Origin of the sequence: Acinetobacter sp. V91_7 (genome assembly GCF_031799075.1) — a bacterium.
Taxonomy (GTDB): Bacteria; Pseudomonadota; Gammaproteobacteria; order Pseudomonadales; family Moraxellaceae; genus Acinetobacter; species Acinetobacter calcoaceticus.
The window spans coordinates 279,031-303,057 of the sequence record NZ_JAVQNT010000031.1; the positions used below are offsets into that span (position 1 = coordinate 279,031).

Genomic DNA, 24,027 nt, shown 5'->3' on the forward strand with positions numbered 1-24,027 from the left:
AAAATTGATGGCTTGACTTAAATGACATCTAAATATTTAAAGTAAATATTTTTTAAGTAATTGTTTTATAAAATATATTATTATTTTAATTTTATAGACTAACATATCTTAAGGGCGGAAGATCCGTTTGATTATCAACGTATTAACTTATCTTCATATGCATGAATAAAGAATATCAATAAAAGCAATTGTTTGTTTACCCCTTTTTTGCCTAAAATAAGCTATTCGAAATGAAACCATATTTTTTAGGTAGCTGTCGCCATGACCTTTGTTGTCACTGAAAATTGTATTAAATGTAAATACCAAGATTGCGTAGAAGTTTGTCCTGTAGACTGTTTTTACGAAGGTCCGAATTTCCTAGTGATCAATCCGGATGAATGTATTGACTGTGCATTATGTGAACCAGAGTGCCCGGCAAATGCAATTTTCTCTGAAGATGAGTTACCAGAAGGTCAAGAAGTGTTTATTGAGCTCAATGCTGACCTTTCTCAAAAATGGCCTAACATTACTCAAATTGGTGATCAACCGGCTGACCGTGAAGAATGGAACGGCAAACCTGATAAATTACAATATCTTGAAAAGTAATTTCAAAAAAGATCAGCAACCGCTGATCTTTTTTTATACCCTATTCAAACATTTCATTGCAAATTCCTCGTAATTTGTGCACTGTTTTGCATTAAAATAGCCGCAATATTTATAAGTGCTTAATTTTTCTTATGCGGAAGTTTTTGCAGAGTATGGTGCCCTTATGCATAATCCCAGCGGTTATGGTAGGTTGTGTCAGCTCTCCCCAACACACAACAACAGGCAAAACCTCTCCAAGTGGTAAACGAATCTTTATTCCACAAGAGCGCGTTATTATCGAGCGCCCAATTCCTCCTAAAGTTGAGCCTACATCTTATCGAGGTTGGTTAAGTTCTGGTGAAAATTACGAACGTGTTCGTGAATACGAAAAATTCTTAACCCGAAATAATGTCGCGGGCATTGTGCCAAGTTTTGAGTTATTACGTTCAGCACGAGATTGGCAAAAATGTGGGCGTTCAGAATATGCTGTGCCTAATCGCGAACTTTGGGGAAATTCTTTATCGACCCTTCGCGTATTTAAATATTTAGTTGCATCAAAAGTTTTAACCGACTTTGAAGTAACCTCGGTTTACCGAGATTTACCTTTAAATGAATGTGCTGGTGGCGCAAGCTCTTCTAAGCATTTATTTAACTCCGCAATCGATTTCCGTATTGGTCCTGAGTTTCCACAAGCTCAAGATTACGCATTTATTGAAAATACTAAGTTTAAACTCTGCCAATTCTGGGCTCAGCATGGCCAAAGCTTAAATATGGGTATTGGTTTATATAGCTCCGGACAAATTCATATCGATACTCAAGGCTATCGTACTTGGGGACCTGATTTAACTCGAAGCAGTTCGATGTGTAATTTTTAAATTAAAAAACTCCTTTCAATCGAAAGGAGTTTTCACTTAGACCCATTACAAACGTTTGGCTAAAGAGATGAGTTTTGAGCGGTTTTTAAAGCCATGCTTTTTATAAAAATCTTCGGAAATAGATGCTCTTAACGTGTGCAGAACAATAGTTTCTATATTATTTTCTCTACACTTTCCTTCTATATACTTTAAAAGCTTAGAACCAACCCCTTTTCCCTGATATTGGGGATGAATAAAAAAATCATCTAGATAATAACGAAGCCCTTGTATAGTTGGGTGAATATGCCCCATTCCCACACCAATTAATTGGTTTCCCCATTTTGCACAAAAGCCAAAAGAAGATGAGTATTGAAAATATCTCTCAAAATATTTTCTAATTGATTCTAAATCATCAAACTGCTCATTCCATGGCTCATTACTAAAAGCTGAACAATAAACCTCAATACCCTCTTCAAAATCTTCACTTGTGAAAGCACACAACGTAATTCTCATTTATACATCCCTAACTACACATTGATAAAAATAAGCAAGAAATGAACCTTTTTATACTCCTTGTTTAATTTAGGTTGGTAACTCAGAAAAAGTAATTTGCTCATTCAATAATCAACCAAAATTTCCTGAAACGAAGATTTTTGCACTCTAGGCATAAACGTTTAAAATACCCCTATCAACATATAGGTAAATTTGATTATGCAGCAGATGTGGACAGACATTGACGAATATATCGATTCACATTTAATTCCCGAAGACCCGCGACTCGAATATGCATTAAAAAATACCGATGAACACGGCTTCTCAAATCATCTTGCAGTGGCTCCTAACCAAGGAATGTTCTTGCAGATGCTTATTCAAATGAATAAATGCAAACGAGTTTTAGAGATTGGAACCTTTGCTGCATACAGTACAATTTGGTTAGGCCGTGCGTTACCTGAAGATGGTTATTTACTGACCATAGAAGGCCGCGACACTCACGCAGAAATGGCACAAAAAAATATCGACCATGCGAATCTTCCTGTAAAAGTTGAACTTAAAACTGGCCGTGCCGCAGATATTCTTTCTGAGATTGATCCTCAATCTATCGAGCCTTTTGATTTTATTTTCATTGATGCAGATAAACAGGGATATCCGGAATATTTAGAATTGAGCCTAAAATTTTCTAAATCAGGTACAATTATTGTGCTTGATAATGTGATTCGCGCAGGTGATATTTTAAATCCACATAATAAAAAACCAAGTATTGAAGGCATCCGTGAAATGTTTAAAGCACTTGAAAACCATCCACAAATCTTGTCTTGTACAGCATTACAAACCGTTGGCTCAAAAGGCCATGATGGCTTCGCAATTGCAATTGTGAAATAATGGTTAAAAAATCGTCTTTTTTATTTTATTATTTATAATCAATAAATTACTTTTATTACAGTTGCTTTTCCATATAGTTATCCACAAGATTTGCGGATAACTATATGCAAATCTAATTATTTAGCTACTAGCAATGGTACAGTCGCATTTCGGAATACGGTTGTTGCAATACTTCCCAAGAAGAACTGATGAATTTTGCTATGACTAAATGCGCCTAGCACAATGATTTGAATACCGTGTTCTTGTTGGTACTCTAAAATATTTTGTGCAACATCACCATAGCGATATACGGTCACTACATCTATACCCGCTTGTTTAAGGTAATGCTCAGGTTCATTGAGTACTTCTGGGTGATCACCGACATAAACCAAATGACATTGCAGTGTTCGCAATAAATCACTTTGAGCAATGCGGCGCATCATTTTTTGACAAGTTGGTGAATATTCATACGCAAAAATAAATCGTGTCGGTATTTTAAAGTTTTCACCAATGGTCAAAACAGTACAGTTGGCTCCACGAATAAAGTTTTCAACATTACTACCAATTGGTTTCTGTTTTTCGGCAGCTCTTTCCCCGACTCGACCTAAAATTACGATGTCATTTTCATGTAAGAGATTAAAACTTTGCTCTAAAAAATCACCTTTTTCTTGAATTTTTGAACATGTAATATCGTATTTTTCTTTAATAAGATCAGAAATATGACGGAGTAAATTATTGCTATAGTCTAAAGCGAGTTCACTTTGTTTTTGTTCCAGCTCAGCTAACTCTTTTAGCAGCATTGCATTGCTTTCAAAGCCAATTACTCCACTAATTTCACCAAGATGATAACTTGCAGGGTAATAGTCTAGAATTTGTAATAATACAAGTTCTCGTCCGGTTGCTTTAGCAACCCATGCTGCTGCATCGGCAATAGCATTAATACACGGTGATGAGTCAATACACGCAATAACACGGTTCATGTCAGCCTCTCTTCTTCAGGTCTTTTGCCTTGGAGATTATTCTTAAAACTTAGCTTTAACTTAACATAGATAAAAATTGGTATGTTAAGGTTTATGTATAAAAATCAACTTTTTTGTTTAAAGATCAAACATTTTATTACATTCTTGAGACTGTATTATTCCCTTAAACGAATAAATTTTGCGGGATTGCCACCTACAATATGGTACGGCTCCACATCTTTTGTCACCATACTATTCATGCCAACTACAGCATGCTTACCTATTTTAATACCATCTTTAATACCCACATGTGCACCTAACCAAACATCCTGCTCAATTTCAATTCCTTTGGAAGTGACAGGTTGCTGGTAAAGTGGACGGTCTAACTGCATGCCATGATCAAATGCATATAAGTGGCAATATGCAGCAATACGTACCTGATCATGCAACTTTATGCCAGCTCGCCCCCCATCTAAAATACAATGATGATTTATCGCGACCTCATTACCTATTTCAAGGGGTCCATGCAAACTGCAATCTGCTGCAATAAAACAATTATCACCAATAATAATTTTTCGTCCCGGTTCAGCAAAAATATGAGCTAAGGGCGAGATAAAACAGTTTTTACCAATCTCAACTGTTTCCATCTCCATCAAATAAGCCTGATATTCTTGTTGCCACTCTTCGGCCCAAGCACGATTTTTAGGTTTTAAAGTCCAATATAACCATGGCATGTAATTTAAACGGTGCTTATGTTGTTCCCGATATTTGAGTAAGGAATCAGTCATCAGTTAATTCATCCTCAATTTTTAATTCTTCACGACCACGCGTTACATCTCTGAGTTTTAAGGCAAGTGGCTCAATTTGATGTATTTGTAGTCTTGCTTCGATATCTACACCCGTTGCAGTATAGGCTTCTTGATATTCAATTTGTTGTTGCGTGAGCTCATATTGAAATATGGCCCATTCATTAAAGTGACAGGAAAAATAAATTGTTTTCTTTGCAATGAGTTCAATACGCTCAGCCAATAGCAAACATTGCCCAGCACAACCGCCATATGCTCGAACAAGGCCGCCGGTCCCTAGCTTTATTCCACCATACCAGCGGTTAACCATTACAATGATATTAGTTAGGTCGTTCCCTTCAATGGTTGCCAAGATTGGACGACCTGCTGTTCCTGAAGGTTCACCATCATCGTTAAAGCGAACATTATGGCCAATTTTCCATGCCCAGCATTGATGAGTTGTCGAGATATCTTTGTTTTGTTCTAAAAATTCTTTAACTTGCTGTTCATTTTCTACTGGTGCAGCGATAGCTTGAAATCTACTTTTTTTAATTTCTTCTTCAAACGTAATGGGTGATGCAATCGTAAAAGCCATAAATTAAATAAAGCATAATAAAAATCAAATTATAACGTGAATTTAATAGAATCAAACCCATAAAAAAAAGCCCCGAATCTCGGGGCTTTTTTTATTATCTTTCTCGTAATGCTTCTTTGGCTTTATTAAATGGTTTAAGCAAGTAATCCAGTACCGTTTTTTGACCAGTACGAATATCTACAGTTGCCACCATACCCGGTGTAATACCGTATGCCTTACCTTGTTTATTATAAAGCTTGTCTGAATCGGTTCGAATATAAACACGATAATAGAATTGGTCTTGTTTAACTTCATCACGAATCGTGTCTGGGGAAATAACCGTAACCTTACCTTTTAAACCACCATAAATTGAGTAGTCATAGGCAGTAATCTTAACCAGTGCTTCTTGTCCCGGACGAATAAACGCAATGTCACGCGGTAAAATGCGCGCTTCAATGAGCAGCTGTTCATCAATCGGTACAATGGTCATCAACTTGCCGTTTTGCGGAATAACACCACCATGGGTTGTGACTGCAATTTCTTTCACAACACCGCGTACTGGTGCTTTAAAAATAGCACGATCTAAGCTGTCAGTACGACCCAGTACGACTTGTTGCTGCGTTTCAATATCGGTATTGGCTTTAGATAACTCTTCACGAGCCTTTACGAAATATTGGTTCTGCGCATCATTCATTTTATTTCTAAGGTCGTTTGCTTCACGACGTAAACGTAAAACTTCAACCTCACTGGCCGCACCTTTAGCAACTAAGGGTTCGGTCATTGCCAGCTCTTGTTGTACCAGTTGTAAAGCTTGTTTTAAGCCTGCAATGGTCTGTTCTAAATCTGCACGACGAGACCGATATAGCGCTGTTTCTTCATGTACAAGTTTTGGTTCTTTCAGCACAATCTCAGGAAAAACCAAGGGCGTACCGTTTACTTCTGCACGCAAACGTGAAGCTGTTGCCTGAGCAGAAATAAGCAAAGATCTTGACTCACCGACATTCGATGCAAAACGGGTTGGATCTAATTGCGCAAGAATTTCGCCTTTTTGAACAATATCGCCTTCTTGTACATTCAGCTTGGTTAAAATACCGCCTTCTAAAGACTGGATGACCTGCTCTTTAGACGATGGAACTACTTTACCTGTGCCTGTAGAAACTTCTTCAAGTTTAAATACCCATGCCCAGATAAAGAAAATAACTAAACCAATCCCCACAATCCAGATCACTAAACTGGCACGTGGTAATGGTGGCTCACTATAAGAGACATTCATTGAACGGGTGAGTTCTTGTTGTGGCTCGCTCATGAATTACCTCCTTGCACTTGTTTTTGTTGGGCTGTTGATTGATTAAGGACCTGATCTCTTGGACCATCCATCACGATTTTGCCTTCGTTAACGACAATAATACGGTCCACCAGTTCTAAAACAGCTCGGCGGTGAGTCGCAACCACCAAGGTTCGATGGGCCAGCCATCCTTTTAAATGATCAATCAGTTGTTTCTCTGCCACATCATCAATTGCTGCTGTCGGTTCATCCAGCAATAAAATGTTGGGTTGACGAATCAATAGACGGGCCAATAACAATGCTTGTTTCTGACCACCCGAGAAACCAACCCCACCTTCTAAAATCAGGTGATCGAGTCCTTCTTTTTTCTCTTGAACAAAAGGTAATGCACCTGTCACCACTAAAGCCCGAACAATATCTTCATCCGTTGCAAGTGGCGCACCTAAAGTGAGGTTCTCACGAATCGTACCGTAGAAAAGTTGTGCATTCTGGTTGAGTAAACCCATATCACGACGTACATCAGATGGGTCAATTAAAGAAAGATCCAGACCATCTAAATGTACTGCACCTTGAGTTGGGACTTGCATGCCAGATAGAAGCTGAAGCAGGGTCGATTTACCAGCACCATTACGCCCTAAAATTGCAATTTTTTCACCAGCACGAATTTTTAAATGACGAATTGCCAAACTTGGTTTCGGGTCTTCTTCTCCATATTGGAATAAGACATTTTTTAACTCATAGTCACCATTTAAAGCAGCCTTATGTACCAGATGTGAATGGTCAGCCTGATCGATCGGACGTTGCATGAGTTCATCCAGACTTTGTTTAGCAACCTTCGCCTGCTGTAAACGTCCTAAAACGCCAGTAATTTGTGCAATCGGCCCTAACATTCGTGAAGATAAAATTGAACAGGCAACTAAAGCACCCGTAGTCATTTCACCCTCCATTACCGCAAAACATCCTACCAAAACCACAATCGCATAGGTCAGACCCTGAAGCATTTGGGTCCATGCCATTAAAGTACCAACAATTTTACGCTGTCTCATACCGATATCGGCTGAAACTTCATTCATGTGGTTCCACTGGTTCTGGAAACGCGATTCAGCACGCAACAACTTGATATCTTCAATACCCTGCACCGCTTCAACCAGAATGGCATTACGAATTGAAGATTCTCTCATACCCTCTTGTGCGAGTTGCGCAAGCTTCTTCTGTGCCAGAATACCCGGCAAAAGCATAAGTGGCACAACAAGCAACATCACCCAAAATAGCTTTCCGCCAATAATGGCAAAAATTACCAGGAACAGGAAAAAGAATGGGAAATCGGCAATTGCACTAATGGTGGTAGAGGTCACCAGTTCACGAACACCTTCGAGTTCACGAATCTGCGAAATAAAACTACCTGTAGACTTTGACCGATCTTTATTTTTGATTCGTAAGGCATGACCAAATACACGATCAGAAACACGCAAGTCAGCACGTTTACCAATAATGTCAGATAAATACACCCGTGATATACGTAAGGTAAACTCAAAAATAGCAGCAATGAGTACACCACCTGCCAGAACCCATAAAGTCGGGATGGACTGTGATGGCACAACGCGGTCATAGACTTGCATTGAGAAAATAATGGTTGCCAGTGCCAATACATTGGCAATGAGTGAGGCAAACATAATATCAACGTAACGCTTCCAGTCTCTTAGAACAATTGACCAGAACCAGCTTGCTTCATAGGGTTTAATATATTCATCAATACGCGCATCGGGAATGGAGCTTTCAGGACGCAGAATATAGACATTCTTAATCGTATTTTTTAAGACATCTAGGCTTAAATTTTGAGAAAGTCCCTGATCCCCACTAAACTGGATACTGACATTACCTTGGGTATCGGCTTTATCAATAATGCCGACCTGTCCGTCATGAAACTCGACCATAACAGGTAGGCGCCACGGGTTCAGCAGCTCTAAAGAAAACGGTACTTTACGTAAATTTAGTCCAACCTGACGTGTAATGAGCTGTAAAACATCATCAAGATTTTGATTCTGGTTCCAGTCAAGTTGTAAACGGATTCTTTCTTCTGAAGGCTCAATTCGATAATGTTTAGCAATCGTTAAGACCGCCTGTAACCAGGGCTGGTAGTTTATTTTTGTCATCATGGTTGTACTTCGAACCCCTGAATTGAAATATTATTTAAGTCATAAGCTTGGCGGGAACGTCCTGTTGCCGAGATGTATTGCACAATACTGTTGTAGATGTCATAACGTGCCGTTTCGAGTTCTGAATTAGCACTATGAATGGCCTGCTCTGCATTCAATAAATCGACCAATGAGCGTGTACCGAGTTTGTACTGCTCTTGATAAAGTTCACGTGTACGAACCGTAGTGGCTTGGCGATTGGTCAGCACCTGCATTTGGCGTTGTTTATTTTCAATTTGTTCACGGCTGGTTCTGATCTGATCCAGAACATCCATATAAACTGAATTAACTTTAGACTTTGCAGCTTCTTCTGCATAACTCGCCATTTTGACCTGAGAAGAAACTGCCCCACCTTGATAAAACTGACTGGTGGCTTCAAGCATGACCGAGCTATATAAACCATCGTCTTCATCATTGTTTGGGTTTCTACCATTAATGGCCTGACTGACCGAGCCTTTTACTGCCAAAGTTGGATAACGTGTTAAACGGGTCTGTTCCTTTTGCGCTTTGGCTACTTCGATGCCCGCTTGTGCAGCGATCATTTTTGGGATGGTATTGAATTCAGGTTCACCATATAAATCGGACACTTTCACCAAATCATCTGAAATAATCCAACCTGTTCGTGAAACATCTCCACCTAGTAATGTTCTTAAATGTTGCTGGTACTGACGTAATAAAGATTGCTGTGCAATCAAACCAGACTGTGCAGCTTGTAAATAAGACTGAGCTTGGATGGGGTCAGCTTGGCTACTAATACCAGCATTTGCACGTAAATTAGCGATTTCCTGAATTCGCTGAATACCTGCAATTTGCTGCTCGGCAATTTTATTTAATTGAAGGTAGCGCTGAATATTGATAATCGACTGAGCCACATCAAGCGCAATATCGTCAATGCTGACCAGCACATTGGCCTGCTCGACTTGGAGCTTGGCCTTCTCAACCGATACACCTGATTTGACTTTACCAAAATCATAAAGCATTTGAGTTGCGTTTAAAGTCAATAACTGCCGACCACGTTCACCACTACTCAAGTCACCTGTGGTAATACCACCAGAAATTTGAGGATAATAACCCGCCTTCGCAACATCAATACCCGCGTTTTGGCCAGCTAAAGTTGAAATGGCTTGGGAAATATCAGGATTACGCTGGATTGCGATTCTCACCGCTTCCTGCAAAGTCATTTTCCTTGATGGCAGATTTGAATAAGATGAAGCTGCTCTATCATTGAGTTGAACAGTCGGAAACTCCTGCACTCTAGAACGATCTAGCTTAAAATTACTCAAGTCTTGCATCTTGGCAACTTTAAATTCATCACTACTTTTAGGGGCAAAAAGTTGTGATAAGTTGTCTTTTAAGGTGTGATATTGCTCACTAGGTTTAGCAGCATATATCACTACTGGTACATGCAATGAAGTTAAAAGCATCAACCCTTTCAGGAAAGCCGGCTTTTTACATGTCCTTTCTACTTTTCTTTGGTTATATCCAATCATGCTTGTCTTGTTGATCTTGTTTGTTATCGTTTAAAAGCTTTTACATTCTACATAGTTTTTTGCATAAAGAAGCATAATTACTTGAATAATTTACACATTACTTTTTCATCAAATGAGCAATTTAAATTATTGTTTTTAATAAATAAATATAAAAAAACTAAAAAGAGGCATTGACCTCTTTTTAGACAAATAGATTAACCATTTTATTTAAACTGTAAAATCGTCACCTAAGTAGACTTTACGGACTTGTTCGTTATCCAGAATTTCTTGTGGTGTACCTTCGGCAATGACAGCCCCTTCACTGACAATATATGCGCGTTCACAAATTGCCAGAGTTTCACGTACGTTATGGTCAGTAATAAGTACACCAATACCACGATCTTTCAAAGTCTGAATGATATCTTTAATATCACCAACCGAGATTGGGTCAACGCCAGCAAATGGCTCATCAAGTAACATAAATTTAGGATCAGCAGCCAATGCACGTGCAATTTCAGCACGGCGGCGTTCACCACCAGACACACTCATTCCCAATGAATCTTTAATATGACTAATTTTAAAATCATTTAATAATTCAGTAAGACGTTGTTGGCGCTGTTGCTTATTTAAGTCTTTGCGTGTTTCTAAAATGGACATAATATTTTCAGCAATGGTCAGCTTTCTAAAGATAGAAGCTTCTTGCGGAAGATATCCGATTCCTTTACGTGCCCGTTCATGCATTGCCAAATCGGACATATCAAGATCATCAAGGTGAATTTCACCTTTATCCATACGCACTAGCCCTACAACCATATAGAAGCTTGTTGTTTTTCCTGCACCGTTAGGGCCAAGCAAACCAACAATCTGTCCACTTTGCATACTAAAAGATACGTCTTTGACGACCCAACGCTTACTATAGTTTTTTCCTAAGTGCTTAATACACAAAGTTTGGGGTTGTTGAAGAGCTTGTTGCATTAGTCACGCGCTCCTGGAAAGCTTTTTGAACTTGATGGCGGAATAATAATTTGCACACGATTTGACGATGAGCCTTGAGCTTCAACATCACCTTTGTTCATACTATATTTCAATGAGTTACCACGAATACTTGAACCATCTTGATATAAATATGCACCACCAGTCAATGTAATAATGCCCGTATCTGCATTATAAACAATGGTCTGTCCTTCACCACGTGCCACGCCCTTATCAGCACTTATTTGTTGCTGAAATTTAGACGGTCTACCCTTAGCAGTAATCGTTTGAATTTCACGTTTAGAGTTTAACGTAGCAACAATTGAGTCGGCTTGAAGCTTCATCGTGCCTTGCTCAATCACGACATTGCCGGTATAGGTCGTCAAACCGGTTTTTTCGTTATAAGTTGCACGGTCTGCCACGAGTGAAATTTGTTGACCACGGTCAGATGGTAACGCAAAAGTCGAAGCTGATGATAAAGCAACGAATGTAATTACCGCAGCTTGTTTTAGGAAAGCTGAAGAACGTTTTAAATTAAGACTTTGGTGCATACTTTCCTCGAACATTAAAAAATTCGTACTGACCGTTATTCAAATTGGCTTTTAATCCTTTGCTGACAAAGTCGGCTTGTGGAGAATGAACAATCACTTGATGATCAGTTTCAATTTCCCTGGTCTTTGGATATCCGGTTAATTCATCGGTCTGGAATTCAATTTTTCCCTGTGGAGCCAGTTTAGTGGCTACCACATCACCCGATAATATAACTTTACGGTTATCATCATAGCCATTCGCCTGCTTCGCAAAGAACGTTGCATCAACTTTGCCATCTTTATACATAGATGCATTAAGTTGATCCAACTTTGATGTTTTTTGTTGCATATCCTGTTCAAGCTGACGAACTTCAGCACGAATATACAAATTGCCTTGATCATCAGTTTGAGTCAAATGGACGCCCCGCGCTGAATATGTCATATTCTTCGCAGAACCAATGTCTAGTTTTTTTGCCTTGCCACTATAGTAGTAGTAACCACCACTTATAGCAGCAACAACTACAGCAACAATAGATAAAACTCTGGTATCCATGAGCAGGAATAGCCTACCTTTTTAAGTAATCTTATTATTAATGCGGTACTGCAAGATATTTTTCAAGAAGTTCTTGGTAAATGCCTTTTGCGATCAGCAACATATCACAGACTTCTCGTACAGCACCACGTCCACCCATCGATTGGGTAACTAAATGCGCACGACGACGCACTTCTTCATGACCATTTGGCACAGTGACGCTCATTCCTGCGATTGCAAAAGCAGATAAATCAGGCCAGTCATCGCCCATATATAAGCAATCAGATGGCAAAATATTAAACTGTGCACAAGCTTCACGTAGCGCAGAACCTTTGTCTTCACGCCCTTGAAAAACGAGATCTACACCTAAATCAGACATACGTTTTTCAACGATATTACTTTTTCGGCCTGTAATAATGATGATTTTCATACCCGCTTGCTGCGCAAGTTTCATACCTAAACCATCACGAATATCAAACGATTTAATCTCATCGCCACTATTCGTTAAAGTTACAAAACCATCACTCAAAATACCATCAACATCCAGAACCAATGCCTGTAAATGACGTGCTTGTTCTAACAATGCATAAGATGCCATTGATTAATTTACCCCTGCCTGAATAAGGTCATGCATACTAATTACACCAATCACTTTATTTTGGTCATCCACCACAACAAATTGACTAATTTTTTTCAGGTTAAGCTGTTGTAGAGCTTCTACCGCACGTGCTTCTTGAGAAATAGTTGACGGTTTTTTTGTCATTACTTCAGAAACAGGTAAATTCACATCGAAACCTTGCTGTTTATCAATTAAACGACGTAAGTCACCGTCGGTGAAAATACCAAGCAAATGTTCCTCATCATCAACAATAGTCGTCAAGCCTAAACGCTTATTAGAAATTTCGTAAAGCACTTGATTCATTGGTGTGTCTGGTGAAACTTTTGGCAATTCATCGCCAGTGTGCATCAGGTGTTTTACATGTAAAAGTAAACGCTTACCCAAGGCTCCAGCAGGATGCGAACGCGCAAAATCATCTGCGGTAAAACCACGAGCTTCAAGTAAAGCAACAGCCAGTGCATCACCCAATACTAAAGTCGCTGTCGTGCTCGATGTCGGAGCTAACCCTAATGGACATGCTTCGTCCGACTCACCTAAAGTTAAAGCGATGTCGGCATTTTGAGGCATTGGCCCTTTATCGGTACGGCTAATGGTAATAAGAGGTACGCCAAGATGTTTGATGAGTGGCATCAACATCATGATTTCATCACTTTTTCCAGAATTGGAAATTGCAATTAAAACATCACCACGAACCAACATACCCAAATCACCATGCCCAGCTTCGCCTGGATGCATAAAGAAAGATGGTGTACCGGTTGAGGCAAAAGTCGCAGCCATTTTACGGCCAATATGCCCTGACTTACCCATGCCAGTAATCACAACACGGCCTTTACACTGTAACAATATTTCACAAGCCTGATTAAAACTGTCATTAATTTGTGTTGCTAGCACGTCTAAGGCTTGCTGCTCAATACGCAATGTTGCTAATGCGCTGCTTTGAAAATCTGTAGGATTGGGCATACGAGTTTGACTCAAAATAATTGATCTGATCTCTTGTGAAGATCGGTGATTTTAATCAAAAGATTTGGGGGCATTCTAACATAACTCAATCATTTACACGTTTTTAAATGTATAAGATTTCACAAGCTTATAAAATTCTTGTATAAAACTTTGTGAAAAATGATGCATCAGTTATGATGTAACACTGTTTTTGTTGAGTGTTTGAAAACCCTTATGCAACCGTTTGTTTTATATAACTCTGAGCAACGAAAAAAAGTTGAATTTGTACCTCGCAAAGAAGGTCACATCGATATGTACGTCTGCGGTATGACCGTTTACGATTACTGTCATATCGGGCATGCTCGAGTTATGGTTGCATTTGACTACATTATACGTTTCTTACGTAGTCAAGGCTGGAATGTTCGTTATATTCGCAACATTACCGACATTGACGACAAAATTATTAAACGTGCGAATGAAAATGGTGAAACCATTCAGCAGCTCACCACTCGTTTCATTGATGCAATGAACGAAGATGCAGCCAATTTAGGCTGTGCTGCACCCGATGAAGCACCTAAAGCGACTGAATATATTGATCAGATGCAAAATATGATTGGCAATCTGGTGAATAAAGGTTCTGCTTACCCTGCTTCAAACGGCGATGTTTATTTTGAAGTTACCAAATTTGAAAAATATGGTCGCCTCTCTGGTCGTAAGCTTGATGATATGCAAGCTGGCGCGAGTGAGCGTGTCGACGTAGAAGTTGAAAAGAAACATCCGTTTGACTTTGTACTTTGGAAACATGCCAAAGAAAATGAACCATCGTGGGCGTCACCTTGGGGCAATGGCCGTCCGGGTTGGCACATTGAATGTTCTGCAATGTCGACTTGCTGCCTAGGCAACCACTTTGACATTCATGGTGGGGGTTCAGATTTAATGTTCCCACATCATGAAAATGAAATTGCTCAAAGTGAAGCGTCAACTGGCGAACAATATGTGAACTACTGGATGCATGTTGGCTTCATTAACGTTGATGGTGAAAAGATGTCTAAGTCTTTAGGCAACTTCTTTACTATTCGTGATGTGATGGAGAAATTCCACCCTGAAGTGATTCGCTACTTTATTGTGTCTTCGCACTATCGTAGTCCTGTGAACTTCTCTGATGTAGCATTGAAAGAAGCAAAAACTTCTTTAACTCGCTTCTATCATTCATTTAAAGCCTATCAACAAGTGTATGGTCAAACGACAACTGAAACGCTTGATCAAAGCTTTGTTGAACGCTTTAACAATGCAATGTGTGATGACTTCAACACAGCTGAAGCAATGGCTGTATTATTTGAACTTAACAAAGAATTGAACCGTGCGGTAAAAGAAGAGCAAGCTGATCAAGCAACTGTGCTTTATTCGACATTACGCCACCTCACCAACATTTTAGGTTTGGTACAACACGATGTAGATGCTTTCTTAAAATCAGATATTGGACAAGAAGCGCTTACTTTGTCTGATGCTGAAATTGAAGATTTTATTCAACAACGTGTTGATGCGAAAAAAGCAAAAGATTTTGCTAAAGCAGATGGTATTCGTCAGTCTTTGCTCGACCAAGGTGTTGTATTAGAAGATACGCGTCAAGGTACAGTTTGGCGTCGTGCTGATTAAATGTTCAATTAAATCACAAGAGTGTTGACACTTTAGTGAAACACTCTATAATGTGCTCACATTGCGGGAATAGCTCAGTTGGTAGAGCATAACCTTGCCAAGGTTGGGGTCGCGAGTTCGAGTCTCGTTTCCCGCTCCAAAATTTAAAAACCACTTAATTCGAAAGAATTAGGTGGTTTTTTTATTGTCTATTGATTAGTTTTGACTAGGTAAAATTGATATTAAAGAGCGCTTTATATTCTGCTGCAACACCACCCTCTTGCTTGGCTAAATTTCATATATCAATTTCAATATGAGATGAGTTTTATATAGTTTATAGATAGATCAATGAGCGCCTAAACCTATCACTTTCGAGCAATTTTTTTACGTTTGAGATCTGTATTAACTCGTAATCTAACTGTATTCTCTGATATCAATAGTTTCTCGTCGGATGACTTGAGACTTCCTGCACTCGATTAAACTCTCGCCTACCACACAGTTATTCTACGCAAGCTTCTTTTATCCAATTTGCCTTCTTAGGGCTACTAGTTTTGCTACACATTTGATAGATTCATCAGACAAGTTTACTTGCATATGGTTATGACATTACGATACATGAAACTTCAAAAACCTATTTTTGGCAAATTTTTAAATATTTTTTCAAACTGGCTATAGGTAAATATGGGTGAAAAATAAGTTTCTTAATCAATATTGTAAAAATTTAAGAGAAAATATTATTCACTTTTAATTGACAAATTAGAATAATTTTTTAAAAATAAAAAACTTAATATAGATTTATTAAAAGTTCAAGAAATCATTACACTTAGTGATTAAATAAGGGGATAAAATGTTTGACCTTAGTTCTTCAACCATTGAAAAGGTAATTATTCATAAGGTCGGCAATAAATTAAGAAGCGAAGATTTGCTACTATCTGATGACATCACACCAGCTTCAGAAAACATCAATGATATATTATTAAGACACTATCTAAAACCTATAATAAGTAAAGATAATATTTATGAATTTTTTCATGATATAGATATTAATTTAAATGAAGTATATCACTTCACAAATGAAATATTTACGACACAAACCGAATTTGTAGAAAAAAGCAAAAATATAGCTACAACTTTATATAATGTTTCAACACACCCCAATATTGCAGCAGGAGAATTAATTATAATTCTTTTCAACAATATTATATTTAATAACTCTTCTCACTATGCAATTGGACTGTATAAAACTGAGATTAAAGAAAATTATTTAGATATCAAACAGGAAAATAATAGTCTAATTATAAAGAAAAAGAATGGGATATCTATCAACAAACTGCAAAAAGCTGCTTTAATATTAGATAATAATCAAATTTTTGCAATTGATAACTTAAGCCAAAAAACAAAATACTGGCATAACAATTTTCTTCAAATTAGACTTCAAAAAAATTCGAAAAACAACGCACAAATTGCCAATAAAATTTTAAAAAAAGTTTTTTTAGAAATTAAAAACCCGGTAGAAGCTATAGAGTTAACTAATGAGATAACAAAAAAAATAGAAGAAGAGCCTAAACTATTTTTAGAAGATATAAGAGATATTTCTAAAAAATATATTATAGAAGATTCTTTTGATGAAATTATCAAAAATATTAGTAAGAAAGAAGATATAGATCTTCAATTAACGGATGATATTAACTCAGAAGATCTCCAAAAATTAAATAAAGCGAAAAAGCAAAAAATCAAGATTATCAATAACATTGAGTTAATTATTAATTCATTAGACTTTACAATTGACAATATGAAACTAGTAGAGTCTGAAGAAGGAACTCTTGTTTCATTTAAAATTTCAAATATCGAGTAAGGGAATTAATATGTCTGGTGAATTATCAAAAGCTATTGGAGAACGCGGCGAAGAAATAAGTCGAAATCTCCTTACATTATTAGGTTGGGAAAAAACAATCACTAATCTTTCAATAGACTGTATAAAAAGCCACCACATCAATAAAAATAAAAATAAAAAAATTAGTCATGGAGAGGATGAGCTTTTTATTTATAATTGTCCTATCATTGATACAAGAACTGTAGTTGTCCATGTGTCAGTAAAGCATACCATGGAATATAATGAAAACTTATCTGAACGCAAAAAAACGTTAAAAAAGCATATTCTTGAGTTAGCTGAAATAATAGAGTGTGGAAAATCAACACACCAAATAAAAGATTGTATAAATGAATATCAGAATTGCAGACCAGATATTATTCATTTTGGTTTATTAATTTATACAGAAAATAAAAAAGACAGTCAAAATAATTGTTTAACACATGAAATACCTACTTTTAATTTTGAAAACAAAATTAAAGATAATATAATAGTGTTAGACAATTATAGAATTGAGTTTTTATATAAAGTTTTAACTTACATGAAAAATAATTTTAAAATTTTTAGTTTCACCGTTCCAGATTTTGGTTACAACTTATTAAATTCCCAAAAAACACAAATTAACCACTTAAATATTAATATGATGTGTTCTGATGTACTGCCCTTTAGAATCGACTTAGGTGATCGTTTTGAGGTAGTAATTTTTGTTAATGAATCTTTTAATATTTTAGCTTTCAAAAGAGTTATTTCATATGCTATAGGATTTTCAAAAGAATTCTCCAAAAAGATAAAAATTGGATTTCCTGACTTTGACAAATTACTTCATCTACATGAGCAACAAAAGGTTTTAAATAATTTAAATAATCTTGGCATAGAGATTGAAACGTTTTGTTTTAATGATAGTTTCTTAAACTTATAATTTTAATAGGGTTAAATCATGAGTAAACCTCAACTCAATCACAATGGAAATGAAATATTTTTTGGTGAAAAAATATTAACACTTTTAAATAGTGATTTAATTTCACCAGGAGATATTAGTGATATTTTAAAAAGAAAAGGAATTATCCCACTAAATTCACAAAAAATTAATACTGTTCCCTTACTCACATCCTTGCTTTTATCACCTATGGAGTTTGATGAACTCTTAAATAAAGTAATTAATAGAGAACAAACACCAAAAATTAGACGTATAAAATATAATTTAAAGACCAATAATAACAACTGGACTGAAGAAGCTAGTGATGTAAACTTCAACAACACTATTCATGAAATTGAAAATGAATTTCCTACTATTAAGTTTTTAAAAAAACCTGAAGTTATTACTGATGATTATGGAAAAAAAGTTTCTATAAGCTATTCTATCGAGAGAAAAGATCTATCTAAAGATTTCTTATTACAAGAGTTAAATTTTGAAGCAAATATAACTATTGAGAAAATGAATGACAATATTAAAGTTAAAGCCACCTCTAAATATTCTAGCAGTGAAACTGCCATTATAAATAAGAAATTGCTTAGTCAATTTGCTAAAAATTTAAAAGAAAAAAATATTATTGAGAAAGAAGAGCCGGAAAGTATTCTCTTTGGTGATTTTTCTCATGAAGAACGTATTAAATTTATGAATCGCTTATCTGACTCATTAAATGAAAATTTCTCTTTTGGTCGTATTATTGATTTATTAATAACTATAGATAAAAAAGTACCTAATTTCCCAAAAGATAAAGAAATATATTGGTTACATAAAGTTATCAACAATATGAGAATTGATGGTGATGAACTAAATGAATTATTAATTATTACTAACTCACATTATCACAAACATTTTATTATTACTGATATCAATATCTGTTATGAATATAAACTTGATGCCAATGAGGGAATAGTAAAAGTTAATTTTTTCTTTTCTGGTAGTTCTCGTAAAAATATTTTAGAACATGAATTAACCTTTGAGATAACTCAGACAAAACCTAAAAACCGTATTAATGAACAATCCAGAAAAGAAATTGAAAAAAAACTTCATACCTATATTGGTGATCTTATTGAAAAACAATATGAATCTATTATTCAATTAAGAAATAAAAAAATTGAAACAGAAGTCTTTAAGCAGCCTGAGATATCAATAACACCGGATATTCCTGCTAAAAATGACAACCCTCAATTTAATCTTTTTTAAAATTAAATTGTCGAAATTTAAAAATATCTTAATAAAATTAAAATCATGATTTATCTTATAAACAACAGAAAGTCCCCTACCTTTGAACTCATGGGGGCTTTACATAAATACTAGATAATTAGGAAATAAAACCCTATTCTTCAAAAACTAGTGAGCCATTTCCCACTAATCCTCTCACATATTCTTAGCCAATTCTTTTGCTAAACATTGTTCATGCCATGTGGTTTGAAAATTTTCGACAGCTTTTGACTTGATGAGAGGGTCTTCAAATAATTTTGAAGAATATGCAGATTTGATAAGCTCTTGATAAATTTGTTTGGCTTGTTCCTCTTCAAGATGATTCGCTATGTCATGTAGCTCTTTAGCTGGCACCTCATGTTGTCTAGCATCCATCACGCCACTTGCTGCTTTTTTTACAGTTTCGCAGTAATGAAGCTGCATTGCTTCTGACGCTGCATAACATGGAATAGAAATTGCGCTGATAAAGAGGAATATAAATCTCATAGTCTCACCTTAATTTGACGCGCAAGGGTACCAACTAATCTGCCCAAATTTAAGTTAAAAAAGTTATTTTTGTTTTCTCTTCTTTTATTTCACCTTTTGCACTTGAGTATTAGAAGCTCTCAGCACTGTTCCATCTGCCGCGACTGGCGCCATAAATGGAATTTTCTGGCCTGTATTTTTATCAATTAAAAGAGAATGACGCTCACCATTTTCAAATAAGTTGTGCTCCCCCCATTGTCGTAGAGCCACAACCACTGGAAACAAACTCTCCCCTTTAGCGGTCAACACATATTCTTGATAAGCCGTACCATCCGAAGCATCTTGCATTTCAAGAACGTCTGCATCAACTAACTTTTTCAGTCGATCAGAAAGAATATTTCGCGCAACTCCCAGACTCCGCTGGAAGTCTCCAAAACGGCGCATTCCATCAAAAGCATCACGCACAATAAGCAGTGACCAACGGTCTCCAATGAGATTGACACAGCGTGCAACAGGACAAGGTTCTTCTTTTAAAGCTGTAGAGTTCGCCATCAGATTTCCTTAAAAATAATCAGGAATAAAATATCTAGTTGCATTTTAAAACTAGTCAATCTAACATTCAACTAGTTTCATTTTAAAACCAGATTGAATGGATTTAGGATTATGAAAGCCTCTCTTGCATCTTCAACTTCACCCACAGAAAACAATAGACCGCTTTCGAGCATGCCTCGTGGCGTCATATTGCTGTTTGCTATTGCAAGTGGTGCAAGCGTAGCAAATGTCTATTATGCACAGCCCTTGCTCGACATATTGGCTAAGGACTTTAACATTAGCCATGCCGCCATCGGTGGTGTAGTTACAGCCACGCAAATTGGTTGTGCACTGGCCCTCGTGTTTCTGGTGCCGTTGGGTGATCTTGTAAATCGGCGTCGATTAATGGCTATACAGTTACTGGCTCTGGTATCTGCATTGCTAGTTGTTGCATTTGCTCATTCTGTTGTTGTTCTTTTGGCAGGAATGCTTGCTGTGGGTTTACTGGGTACAGCCATGACACAAGGGCTTATTGCTTATGCTGCGAGTGCTGCTCTCCCACATGAGCAAGGACATGTGGTCGGCACTGCACAAAGTGGTGTGTTTATTGGTTTACTGCTTGCCCGAGTATTTTCAGGAGGAATTAGCGATTTGGCTGGTTGGCGTGGCGTTTACTTTTGCGCAGCCATCATCATGCTCATGATTGCCTTACCACTCTGGAGACGACTTCCTCATTTAAAAGTTCAGCCCGTTTCAATGCGCTACCCGCAGCTTCTGGCTTCTATGTTAAAACTGCTACACCAAGAAAAAATACTTCAAGTGCGCGGTGTCTTAGCTTTACTCATGTTTGCGGCATTCAATATTTTTTGGAGCGCACTAGTATTACCGTTGAGTGAGCCACCTTATAGTTTTTCACATACGATTATTGGATCTTTTGGTCTTGTCGGAGTCATTGGTGCTCTGGCCGCTGCACGTGCGGGACAGTGGGCCGACCACGGATATGCTCAGCGTACAAGCGCAGCAGCACTCGTTATATTATTAATCGCATGGGGACCACTTTCACTCATGGCGTACTCACTCTGGGCACTGGTGATTGGCATAGTATTGCTAGACTTGGGCGGACAAGCTTTACATGTGACCAATCAGAGTATGATTTTTCGTACTCGTCCAGAAGCTCATAGCCGGCTTGTTGGGCTCTACATGCTATTTTATGCAATTGGTAGTGGACTGGGTGCTATCAGTACAACCGCGACTTACGCATATGCTGGATGGCTTGGCGTGTGTGCTCTAGGTGCAGGTGTGAGTCTGTTGGCACTATTATTTTGGTGGATGACACGTCATATTTTGCCCAAAAACACAGACGAAAAAGATAACAATATATAAATTAGTAAAATATAATAAAATGAAATCTTCTCTAACAATCTAAATGTTGATATGCAACGTTAGTCCATTACTATCAAAAATATATGGAAGCCCCTAAAGGAACAAAATTGGGTATTAATAATAAATTGATTTGCATAGTTGTGTTGGTAGCCCTTACCGGATGTCAGCGGCAAGAAGCGAACGAAAATACAAGCGCTGTAAAACTCCCTGTTTATCAGTTTAATGGTGTTTCAGCTTCAGCACGCTTAAAAGGAATATTGCAGCTAAAACAAGAGTGTCTTTATGTGAACGATATACTCATTATCTTCCCAGAACACACCGCTCAGTGGGATTCTGAAAAAGAAACTTTAAGTTATAAAGGCAAGCATATCGCTCTAGGCAGCGAATTAGATATTACTGGAGGGGGCGGTGATTTTGAGCAAGACAACCTACGCATTAAACATTTAAGCCCAATGTGTGATCATCAAAACATTTGGTTTGCTGGATAATCTACAGTGAAGGGTTCGAATTCAATTTTCGCGCCCCCCAATCTCTAGGTCTTAAACGGAACGATTCAACTCACTATCAGATTTATATATTTTCCTGACAGGCAACCAGAAATAAATATAAATTAATAGCATGACCCACCCCAAAAATACATCTCCAATCAAATGTGGAGACTCATGTGTCATCACCAAACCCATAATAAGCATTGCACCGAAATGAGCAATATTTGCAATCATGGTAAATTCAAAAAACATATAGTTTTTTAAAGGTTCATTGGCGGCTTTTAATAGAAACCAGCCCCATACAATATAGATGGCTGAGATCATCAACTCATAAAGTTCACCGCCGCCATGCAACTCCCCCCAGCGAACTAATCGAACAAGAAATTTACCCCATTCGAACTGAAGTAAAATTGCAGGAATATTTAAAAAGATAAGAAGTGCTGCACCTGCAAAAAATAGTAAAAAGCTAATTCCCATAAACTTTGCGGCTAGGCTAAATCTCGATATTTTTATCTGATAAGTGGTCGACATAACTTATATCCCCATTGATATGAAAATTTATTTCATAATTTTTAAGAAGCGCGTAATCGACGAGTCTTGAAAATACTCAACCCTTTATCTTTAATATCCAGAATAAGAGATTTAAGGCCATTTTCATTGGGGATTGGTAAATGTCCACGTCCTAATCGATGCATTTGACGCGTATACCACGTAACTTCTAATGCCCCCAAGTTATCAATGAATTTAATACCTGTAGTTAAGGGTTTAACTTGGTTTATTGTTTCAAGTCCTTGTAGCAACCGTTTTGATGCCAACGGTTCAATTGCAAAAATACGCCCCAGTCCAACAAAATCTAAATCATCATTTAACAGAGCACTTTCAATACCTTGTAGGCTTCTAAAACCGCCAGTCACCATCAAGGGAACTTTACTTTGTTCACGGGCTTTCTTCGCAAAGTCTAAAAAGTAGGCTTCGCGAGACAGTGTTGAATCTTTAGGTTTACCCAACTGCATAATCGGTTTTTCATAGGTTCCACCAGAAATCTCGATTAAGTCAATTCCTACTTCATCTAGTGCTTGAATGGTTGCCAGTGATTCTTCTTCGGTAAAACCGCCTCTTTGAAAATCGGCTGAGTTTAATTTAATGCTTACTGGATAATCGGGTCCGACTCGATTGCGAATTTCCTTGTAAACCTCAAGAACAAATCTACGTCGATTTTCGATAGTTCCGCCCCACTGATCTGTACGGCGGTTATGGTGTGGGGAAAGGAACTGGCTAATTAAATAACCATGAGCACCATGCAACTGAACACCAGAGAAGCCTGCTTTCTTGGCAATCTCTGCAGTAGTTGCATAGCGTTGAATGAGATCTTCAATTTCTTCCTGAGTCAGCTCTCTTGGTGTGGCAAAAACTGCTGCCATTTTAGGCCCGAACGGTACTGCTGATGGTGAAACTGTTTCTTGATTTAATCCTCGAATTGCCTGTTTACCTGGATGGTTTATTTGCATCCAGACGTCACTGCCACCAGATTTAGCAACATCTGCCCATTCTTTGATTAAGGCAAAATCTTTTTCGTTTTCAATAATGACATTGCCCGGCTCGCCGATTGCTCTAGAGTCAATCATCACGTTACCGGTAATCAGAACTCCGACTTCAGATTGCGACCATGTTCGGTATAGTTGAATTAGTTCTTTACTTGGTCGCCCATCTGTATGCGCCAGCCCTTCACTTAAAGCCGATTTAATAAGCCTATTCTTGAGTGTAAATCCATCTTTTAAAACAAAGGGTGATGCCAGCTTTAATTCGTTTTTCATCTTAGACCTCCAGCTTT

25 protein-coding genes and 1 tRNA gene are annotated in these 24,027 nt (G+C 37.4%); 10 read left to right on the forward strand and 16 right to left on the reverse strand.

Going from position 1 to position 24,027, the window contains the following annotated elements; translation table 11 throughout:
- Positions 1-261: 261 nt before the first annotated feature.
- Both fdxA and RMB03_RS07805 read left to right on the forward strand, forming a co-directional pair.
- Complete coding sequence (gene fdxA, locus RMB03_RS07800) at positions 262-585, forward strand: ferredoxin FdxA (protein ID WP_003650851.1); 324 nt, start codon at positions 262-264, stop codon at positions 583-585.
- Positions 586-716: 131 nt separating this feature from the next.
- Positions 717-1,439, forward strand: coding sequence for a D-Ala-D-Ala carboxypeptidase family metallohydrolase (locus RMB03_RS07805; protein WP_198078827.1), 723 nt, complete (start codon positions 717-719; stop codon positions 1,437-1,439).
- A 45-nt stretch (positions 1,440-1,484) separates the two neighbouring features.
- Here the strand turns inward: RMB03_RS07805 and RMB03_RS07810 are convergent, their stop codons facing one another.
- Complete coding sequence (locus RMB03_RS07810) at positions 1,485-1,931, reverse strand: GNAT family N-acetyltransferase (RefSeq protein ID WP_311075155.1); 447 nt, start codon at positions 1,929-1,931, stop codon at positions 1,485-1,487.
- 198 nt (positions 1,932-2,129) lie between these two features.
- Here RMB03_RS07810 and RMB03_RS07815 point away from each other — a divergent pair, with 198 nt between their 5' ends.
- A complete protein-coding gene (locus RMB03_RS07815) occupies positions 2,130-2,798 on the forward strand; it encodes an O-methyltransferase (protein ID WP_311075156.1) in 669 nt (222 codons plus the stop codon).
- 116 nt (positions 2,799-2,914) lie between these two features.
- On the opposite strand, the gene RMB03_RS07820 is transcribed toward RMB03_RS07815, so the two are convergent.
- From RMB03_RS07820 to RMB03_RS07875, 11 genes are all read right to left on the reverse strand, one after another.
- Positions 2,915-3,757, reverse strand: coding sequence for a universal stress protein (locus RMB03_RS07820; protein WP_005041766.1), 843 nt, complete (start codon positions 3,755-3,757; stop codon positions 2,915-2,917).
- Between the two features lie 155 nt (positions 3,758-3,912).
- On the reverse strand, positions 3,913-4,524 hold the full coding sequence (locus tag RMB03_RS07825) for a chloramphenicol acetyltransferase CAT (RefSeq protein WP_004642188.1): 612 nt from the start codon (positions 4,522-4,524) through the stop codon (positions 3,913-3,915).
- Positions 4,517-5,116: a YigZ family protein gene (locus RMB03_RS07830; RefSeq protein WP_311075159.1), complete on the reverse strand. Its 600-nt coding sequence runs from the start codon at positions 5,114-5,116 to the stop codon at positions 4,517-4,519. The genes RMB03_RS07825 and RMB03_RS07830 overlap by 8 nt, the downstream gene beginning before the upstream one ends.
- A 94-nt stretch (positions 5,117-5,210) precedes the next feature.
- Positions 5,211-6,401, reverse strand: a complete 1,191-nt coding sequence (locus RMB03_RS07835) for an HlyD family type I secretion periplasmic adaptor subunit (protein WP_311075161.1) — start codon at positions 6,399-6,401, stop codon at positions 5,211-5,213.
- Positions 6,398-8,536, reverse strand: coding sequence for a type I secretion system permease/ATPase (locus tag RMB03_RS07840; RefSeq protein WP_311075163.1), 2,139 nt, complete (start codon positions 8,534-8,536; stop codon positions 6,398-6,400). The genes RMB03_RS07835 and RMB03_RS07840 overlap by 4 nt, the downstream gene beginning before the upstream one ends.
- The gene (locus RMB03_RS21060; RefSeq protein ID WP_155120865.1) at positions 8,533-9,999 is read right to left on the reverse strand and encodes a TolC family protein; all 1,467 of its coding nucleotides are present in this window, start codon (positions 9,997-9,999) and stop codon (positions 8,533-8,535) included. The genes RMB03_RS07840 and RMB03_RS21060 overlap by 4 nt, the downstream gene beginning before the upstream one ends.
- Positions 10,000-10,272: 273 nt before the next feature.
- Positions 10,273-11,019 carry an LPS export ABC transporter ATP-binding protein gene (gene lptB, locus RMB03_RS07855; RefSeq protein ID WP_003650837.1) on the reverse strand — a complete coding sequence of 249 codons (747 nt, stop codon included), beginning with the start codon at positions 11,017-11,019 and terminating at the stop codon, positions 10,273-10,275.
- On the reverse strand, positions 11,019-11,567 hold the full coding sequence (lptA, locus tag RMB03_RS07860; protein WP_005041776.1) for a lipopolysaccharide transport periplasmic protein LptA: 549 nt from the start codon (positions 11,565-11,567) through the stop codon (positions 11,019-11,021). The genes lptB and lptA overlap by 1 nt, the downstream gene beginning before the upstream one ends.
- On the reverse strand, positions 11,551-12,099 hold the full coding sequence (gene lptC / locus RMB03_RS07865; RefSeq protein WP_005041778.1) for an LPS export ABC transporter periplasmic protein LptC: 549 nt from the start codon (positions 12,097-12,099) through the stop codon (positions 11,551-11,553). The genes lptA and lptC overlap by 17 nt, the downstream gene beginning before the upstream one ends.
- A 37-nt stretch (positions 12,100-12,136) precedes the next feature.
- Positions 12,137-12,676: an HAD family hydrolase gene (locus RMB03_RS07870; RefSeq protein ID WP_003650830.1), complete on the reverse strand. Its 540-nt coding sequence runs from the start codon at positions 12,674-12,676 to the stop codon at positions 12,137-12,139.
- A gap of 3 nt (positions 12,677-12,679) precedes the next feature.
- Positions 12,680-13,657, reverse strand: a complete 978-nt coding sequence (locus RMB03_RS07875; protein ID WP_151768336.1) for a KpsF/GutQ family sugar-phosphate isomerase — start codon at positions 13,655-13,657, stop codon at positions 12,680-12,682.
- Positions 13,658-13,870: 213 nt separating this feature from the next.
- Between RMB03_RS07875 and cysS the strand changes: the two genes are divergently transcribed.
- The 5 genes from cysS (at position 13,871) to RMB03_RS07900 (ending at position 19,311) form a co-directional block, all read left to right on the forward strand.
- Positions 13,871-15,292, forward strand: a complete 1,422-nt coding sequence (cysS, locus tag RMB03_RS07880) for a cysteine--tRNA ligase (RefSeq protein ID WP_311075169.1) — start codon at positions 13,871-13,873, stop codon at positions 15,290-15,292.
- A 63-nt stretch (positions 15,293-15,355) separates the two neighbouring features.
- Positions 15,356-15,431, forward strand: a tRNA-Gly gene (locus tag RMB03_RS07885).
- 687 nt (positions 15,432-16,118) lie between these two features.
- The gene (locus RMB03_RS07890; protein ID WP_311075171.1) at positions 16,119-17,126 is read left to right on the forward strand and encodes a hypothetical protein; all 1,008 of its coding nucleotides are present in this window, start codon (positions 16,119-16,121) and stop codon (positions 17,124-17,126) included.
- Positions 17,127-17,136: 10 nt separating this feature from the next.
- Positions 17,137-18,060 carry a hypothetical protein gene (locus tag RMB03_RS07895; RefSeq protein ID WP_311075173.1) on the forward strand — a complete coding sequence of 308 codons (924 nt, stop codon included), beginning with the start codon at positions 17,137-17,139 and terminating at the stop codon, positions 18,058-18,060.
- 18 nt (positions 18,061-18,078) lie between these two features.
- On the forward strand, positions 18,079-19,311 hold the full coding sequence (locus RMB03_RS07900) for a hypothetical protein (protein ID WP_311075175.1): 1,233 nt from the start codon (positions 18,079-18,081) through the stop codon (positions 19,309-19,311).
- Positions 19,312-19,485: 174 nt separating this feature from the next.
- On the opposite strand, the gene RMB03_RS07905 is transcribed toward RMB03_RS07900, so the two are convergent.
- Both RMB03_RS07905 and RMB03_RS07910 read right to left on the reverse strand, forming a co-directional pair.
- On the reverse strand, positions 19,486-19,815 hold the full coding sequence (locus tag RMB03_RS07905; RefSeq protein WP_311075177.1) for a hypothetical protein: 330 nt from the start codon (positions 19,813-19,815) through the stop codon (positions 19,486-19,488).
- 84 nt (positions 19,816-19,899) lie between these two features.
- Positions 19,900-20,346, reverse strand: coding sequence for a helix-turn-helix domain-containing protein (locus RMB03_RS07910; RefSeq protein WP_311075179.1), 447 nt, complete (start codon positions 20,344-20,346; stop codon positions 19,900-19,902).
- Positions 20,347-20,457: 111 nt separating this feature from the next.
- Between RMB03_RS07910 and RMB03_RS07915 the strand changes: the two genes are divergently transcribed.
- Together RMB03_RS07915 and RMB03_RS07920 are read left to right on the forward strand one after the other, a co-directional pair.
- On the forward strand, positions 20,458-21,708 hold the full coding sequence (locus tag RMB03_RS07915) for an MFS transporter (protein ID WP_311075181.1): 1,251 nt from the start codon (positions 20,458-20,460) through the stop codon (positions 21,706-21,708).
- A gap of 83 nt (positions 21,709-21,791) precedes the next feature.
- Positions 21,792-22,196 carry a hypothetical protein gene (locus RMB03_RS07920; protein ID WP_311075183.1) on the forward strand — a complete coding sequence of 135 codons (405 nt, stop codon included), beginning with the start codon at positions 21,792-21,794 and terminating at the stop codon, positions 22,194-22,196.
- 51 nt (positions 22,197-22,247) lie between these two features.
- Here RMB03_RS07920 and RMB03_RS07925 read toward each other — a convergent pair whose 3' ends face one another.
- Positions 22,248-22,727 (reverse strand): DUF6632 domain-containing protein, encoded by a 480-nt coding sequence (locus tag RMB03_RS07925; protein WP_311075186.1) that lies wholly within the window; start codon positions 22,725-22,727, stop codon positions 22,248-22,250.
- Between the two features lie 41 nt (positions 22,728-22,768).
- Positions 22,769-24,010: an NADH:flavin oxidoreductase/NADH oxidase family protein gene (locus RMB03_RS07930; protein ID WP_311075187.1), complete on the reverse strand. Its 1,242-nt coding sequence runs from the start codon at positions 24,008-24,010 to the stop codon at positions 22,769-22,771.
- Positions 24,011-24,027: the final 17 nt, after the last annotated feature.

What these genes read in the sequence shown, in the direction of transcription:
- fdxA (WP_003650851.1), top strand. Translation starts at nt 262, where the DNA reads ATGACCTTTGTTGTCACTGAAAATTGTATTAAATGTAAATACCAAGAT.
- RMB03_RS07805 (WP_198078827.1), top strand. Translation starts at nt 717, where the DNA reads ATGCGGAAGTTTTTGCAGAGTATGGTGCCCTTATGCATAATCCCAGCG.
- RMB03_RS07810 (WP_311075155.1), bottom strand. Translation starts at nt 1,931, where the DNA reads ATGAGAATTACGTTGTGTGCTTTCACAAGTGAAGATTTTGAAGAGGGT.
- RMB03_RS07815 (WP_311075156.1), top strand. Translation starts at nt 2,130, where the DNA reads ATGCAGCAGATGTGGACAGACATTGACGAATATATCGATTCACATTTA.
- RMB03_RS07820 (WP_005041766.1), bottom strand. Translation starts at nt 3,757, where the DNA reads ATGAACCGTGTTATTGCGTGTATTGACTCATCACCGTGTATTAATGCT.
- RMB03_RS07825 (WP_004642188.1), bottom strand. Translation starts at nt 4,524, where the DNA reads ATGACTGATTCCTTACTCAAATATCGGGAACAACATAAGCACCGTTTA.
- RMB03_RS07830 (WP_311075159.1), bottom strand. Translation starts at nt 5,116, where the DNA reads ATGGCTTTTACGATTGCATCACCCATTACGTTTGAAGAAGAAATTAAA.
- RMB03_RS07835 (WP_311075161.1), bottom strand. Translation starts at nt 6,401, where the DNA reads ATGAGCGAGCCACAACAAGAACTCACCCGTTCAATGAATGTCTCTTAT.
- RMB03_RS07840 (WP_311075163.1), bottom strand. Translation starts at nt 8,536, where the DNA reads ATGATGACAAAAATAAACTACCAGCCCTGGTTACAGGCGGTCTTAACG.
- RMB03_RS21060 (WP_155120865.1), bottom strand. Translation starts at nt 9,999, where the DNA reads ATGCTTTTAACTTCATTGCATGTACCAGTAGTGATATATGCTGCTAAA.
- lptB (WP_003650837.1), bottom strand. Translation starts at nt 11,019, where the DNA reads ATGCAACAAGCTCTTCAACAACCCCAAACTTTGTGTATTAAGCACTTA.
- lptA (WP_005041776.1), bottom strand. Translation starts at nt 11,567, where the DNA reads ATGCACCAAAGTCTTAATTTAAAACGTTCTTCAGCTTTCCTAAAACAA.
- lptC (WP_005041778.1), bottom strand. Translation starts at nt 12,099, where the DNA reads ATGGATACCAGAGTTTTATCTATTGTTGCTGTAGTTGTTGCTGCTATA.
- RMB03_RS07870 (WP_003650830.1), bottom strand. Translation starts at nt 12,676, where the DNA reads ATGGCATCTTATGCATTGTTAGAACAAGCACGTCATTTACAGGCATTG.
- RMB03_RS07875 (WP_151768336.1), bottom strand. Translation starts at nt 13,657, where the DNA reads ATGCCCAATCCTACAGATTTTCAAAGCAGCGCATTAGCAACATTGCGT.
- cysS (WP_311075169.1), top strand. Translation starts at nt 13,871, where the DNA reads ATGCAACCGTTTGTTTTATATAACTCTGAGCAACGAAAAAAAGTTGAA.
- RMB03_RS07890 (WP_311075171.1), top strand. Translation starts at nt 16,119, where the DNA reads ATGTTTGACCTTAGTTCTTCAACCATTGAAAAGGTAATTATTCATAAG.
- RMB03_RS07895 (WP_311075173.1), top strand. Translation starts at nt 17,137, where the DNA reads ATGTCTGGTGAATTATCAAAAGCTATTGGAGAACGCGGCGAAGAAATA.
- RMB03_RS07900 (WP_311075175.1), top strand. Translation starts at nt 18,079, where the DNA reads ATGAGTAAACCTCAACTCAATCACAATGGAAATGAAATATTTTTTGGT.
- RMB03_RS07905 (WP_311075177.1), bottom strand. Translation starts at nt 19,815, where the DNA reads ATGAGATTTATATTCCTCTTTATCAGCGCAATTTCTATTCCATGTTAT.
- RMB03_RS07910 (WP_311075179.1), bottom strand. Translation starts at nt 20,346, where the DNA reads ATGGCGAACTCTACAGCTTTAAAAGAAGAACCTTGTCCTGTTGCACGC.
- RMB03_RS07915 (WP_311075181.1), top strand. Translation starts at nt 20,458, where the DNA reads ATGAAAGCCTCTCTTGCATCTTCAACTTCACCCACAGAAAACAATAGA.
- RMB03_RS07920 (WP_311075183.1), top strand. Translation starts at nt 21,792, where the DNA reads ATGGAAGCCCCTAAAGGAACAAAATTGGGTATTAATAATAAATTGATT.
- RMB03_RS07925 (WP_311075186.1), bottom strand. Translation starts at nt 22,727, where the DNA reads ATGTCGACCACTTATCAGATAAAAATATCGAGATTTAGCCTAGCCGCA.
- RMB03_RS07930 (WP_311075187.1), bottom strand. Translation starts at nt 24,010, where the DNA reads ATGAAAAACGAATTAAAGCTGGCATCACCCTTTGTTTTAAAAGATGGA.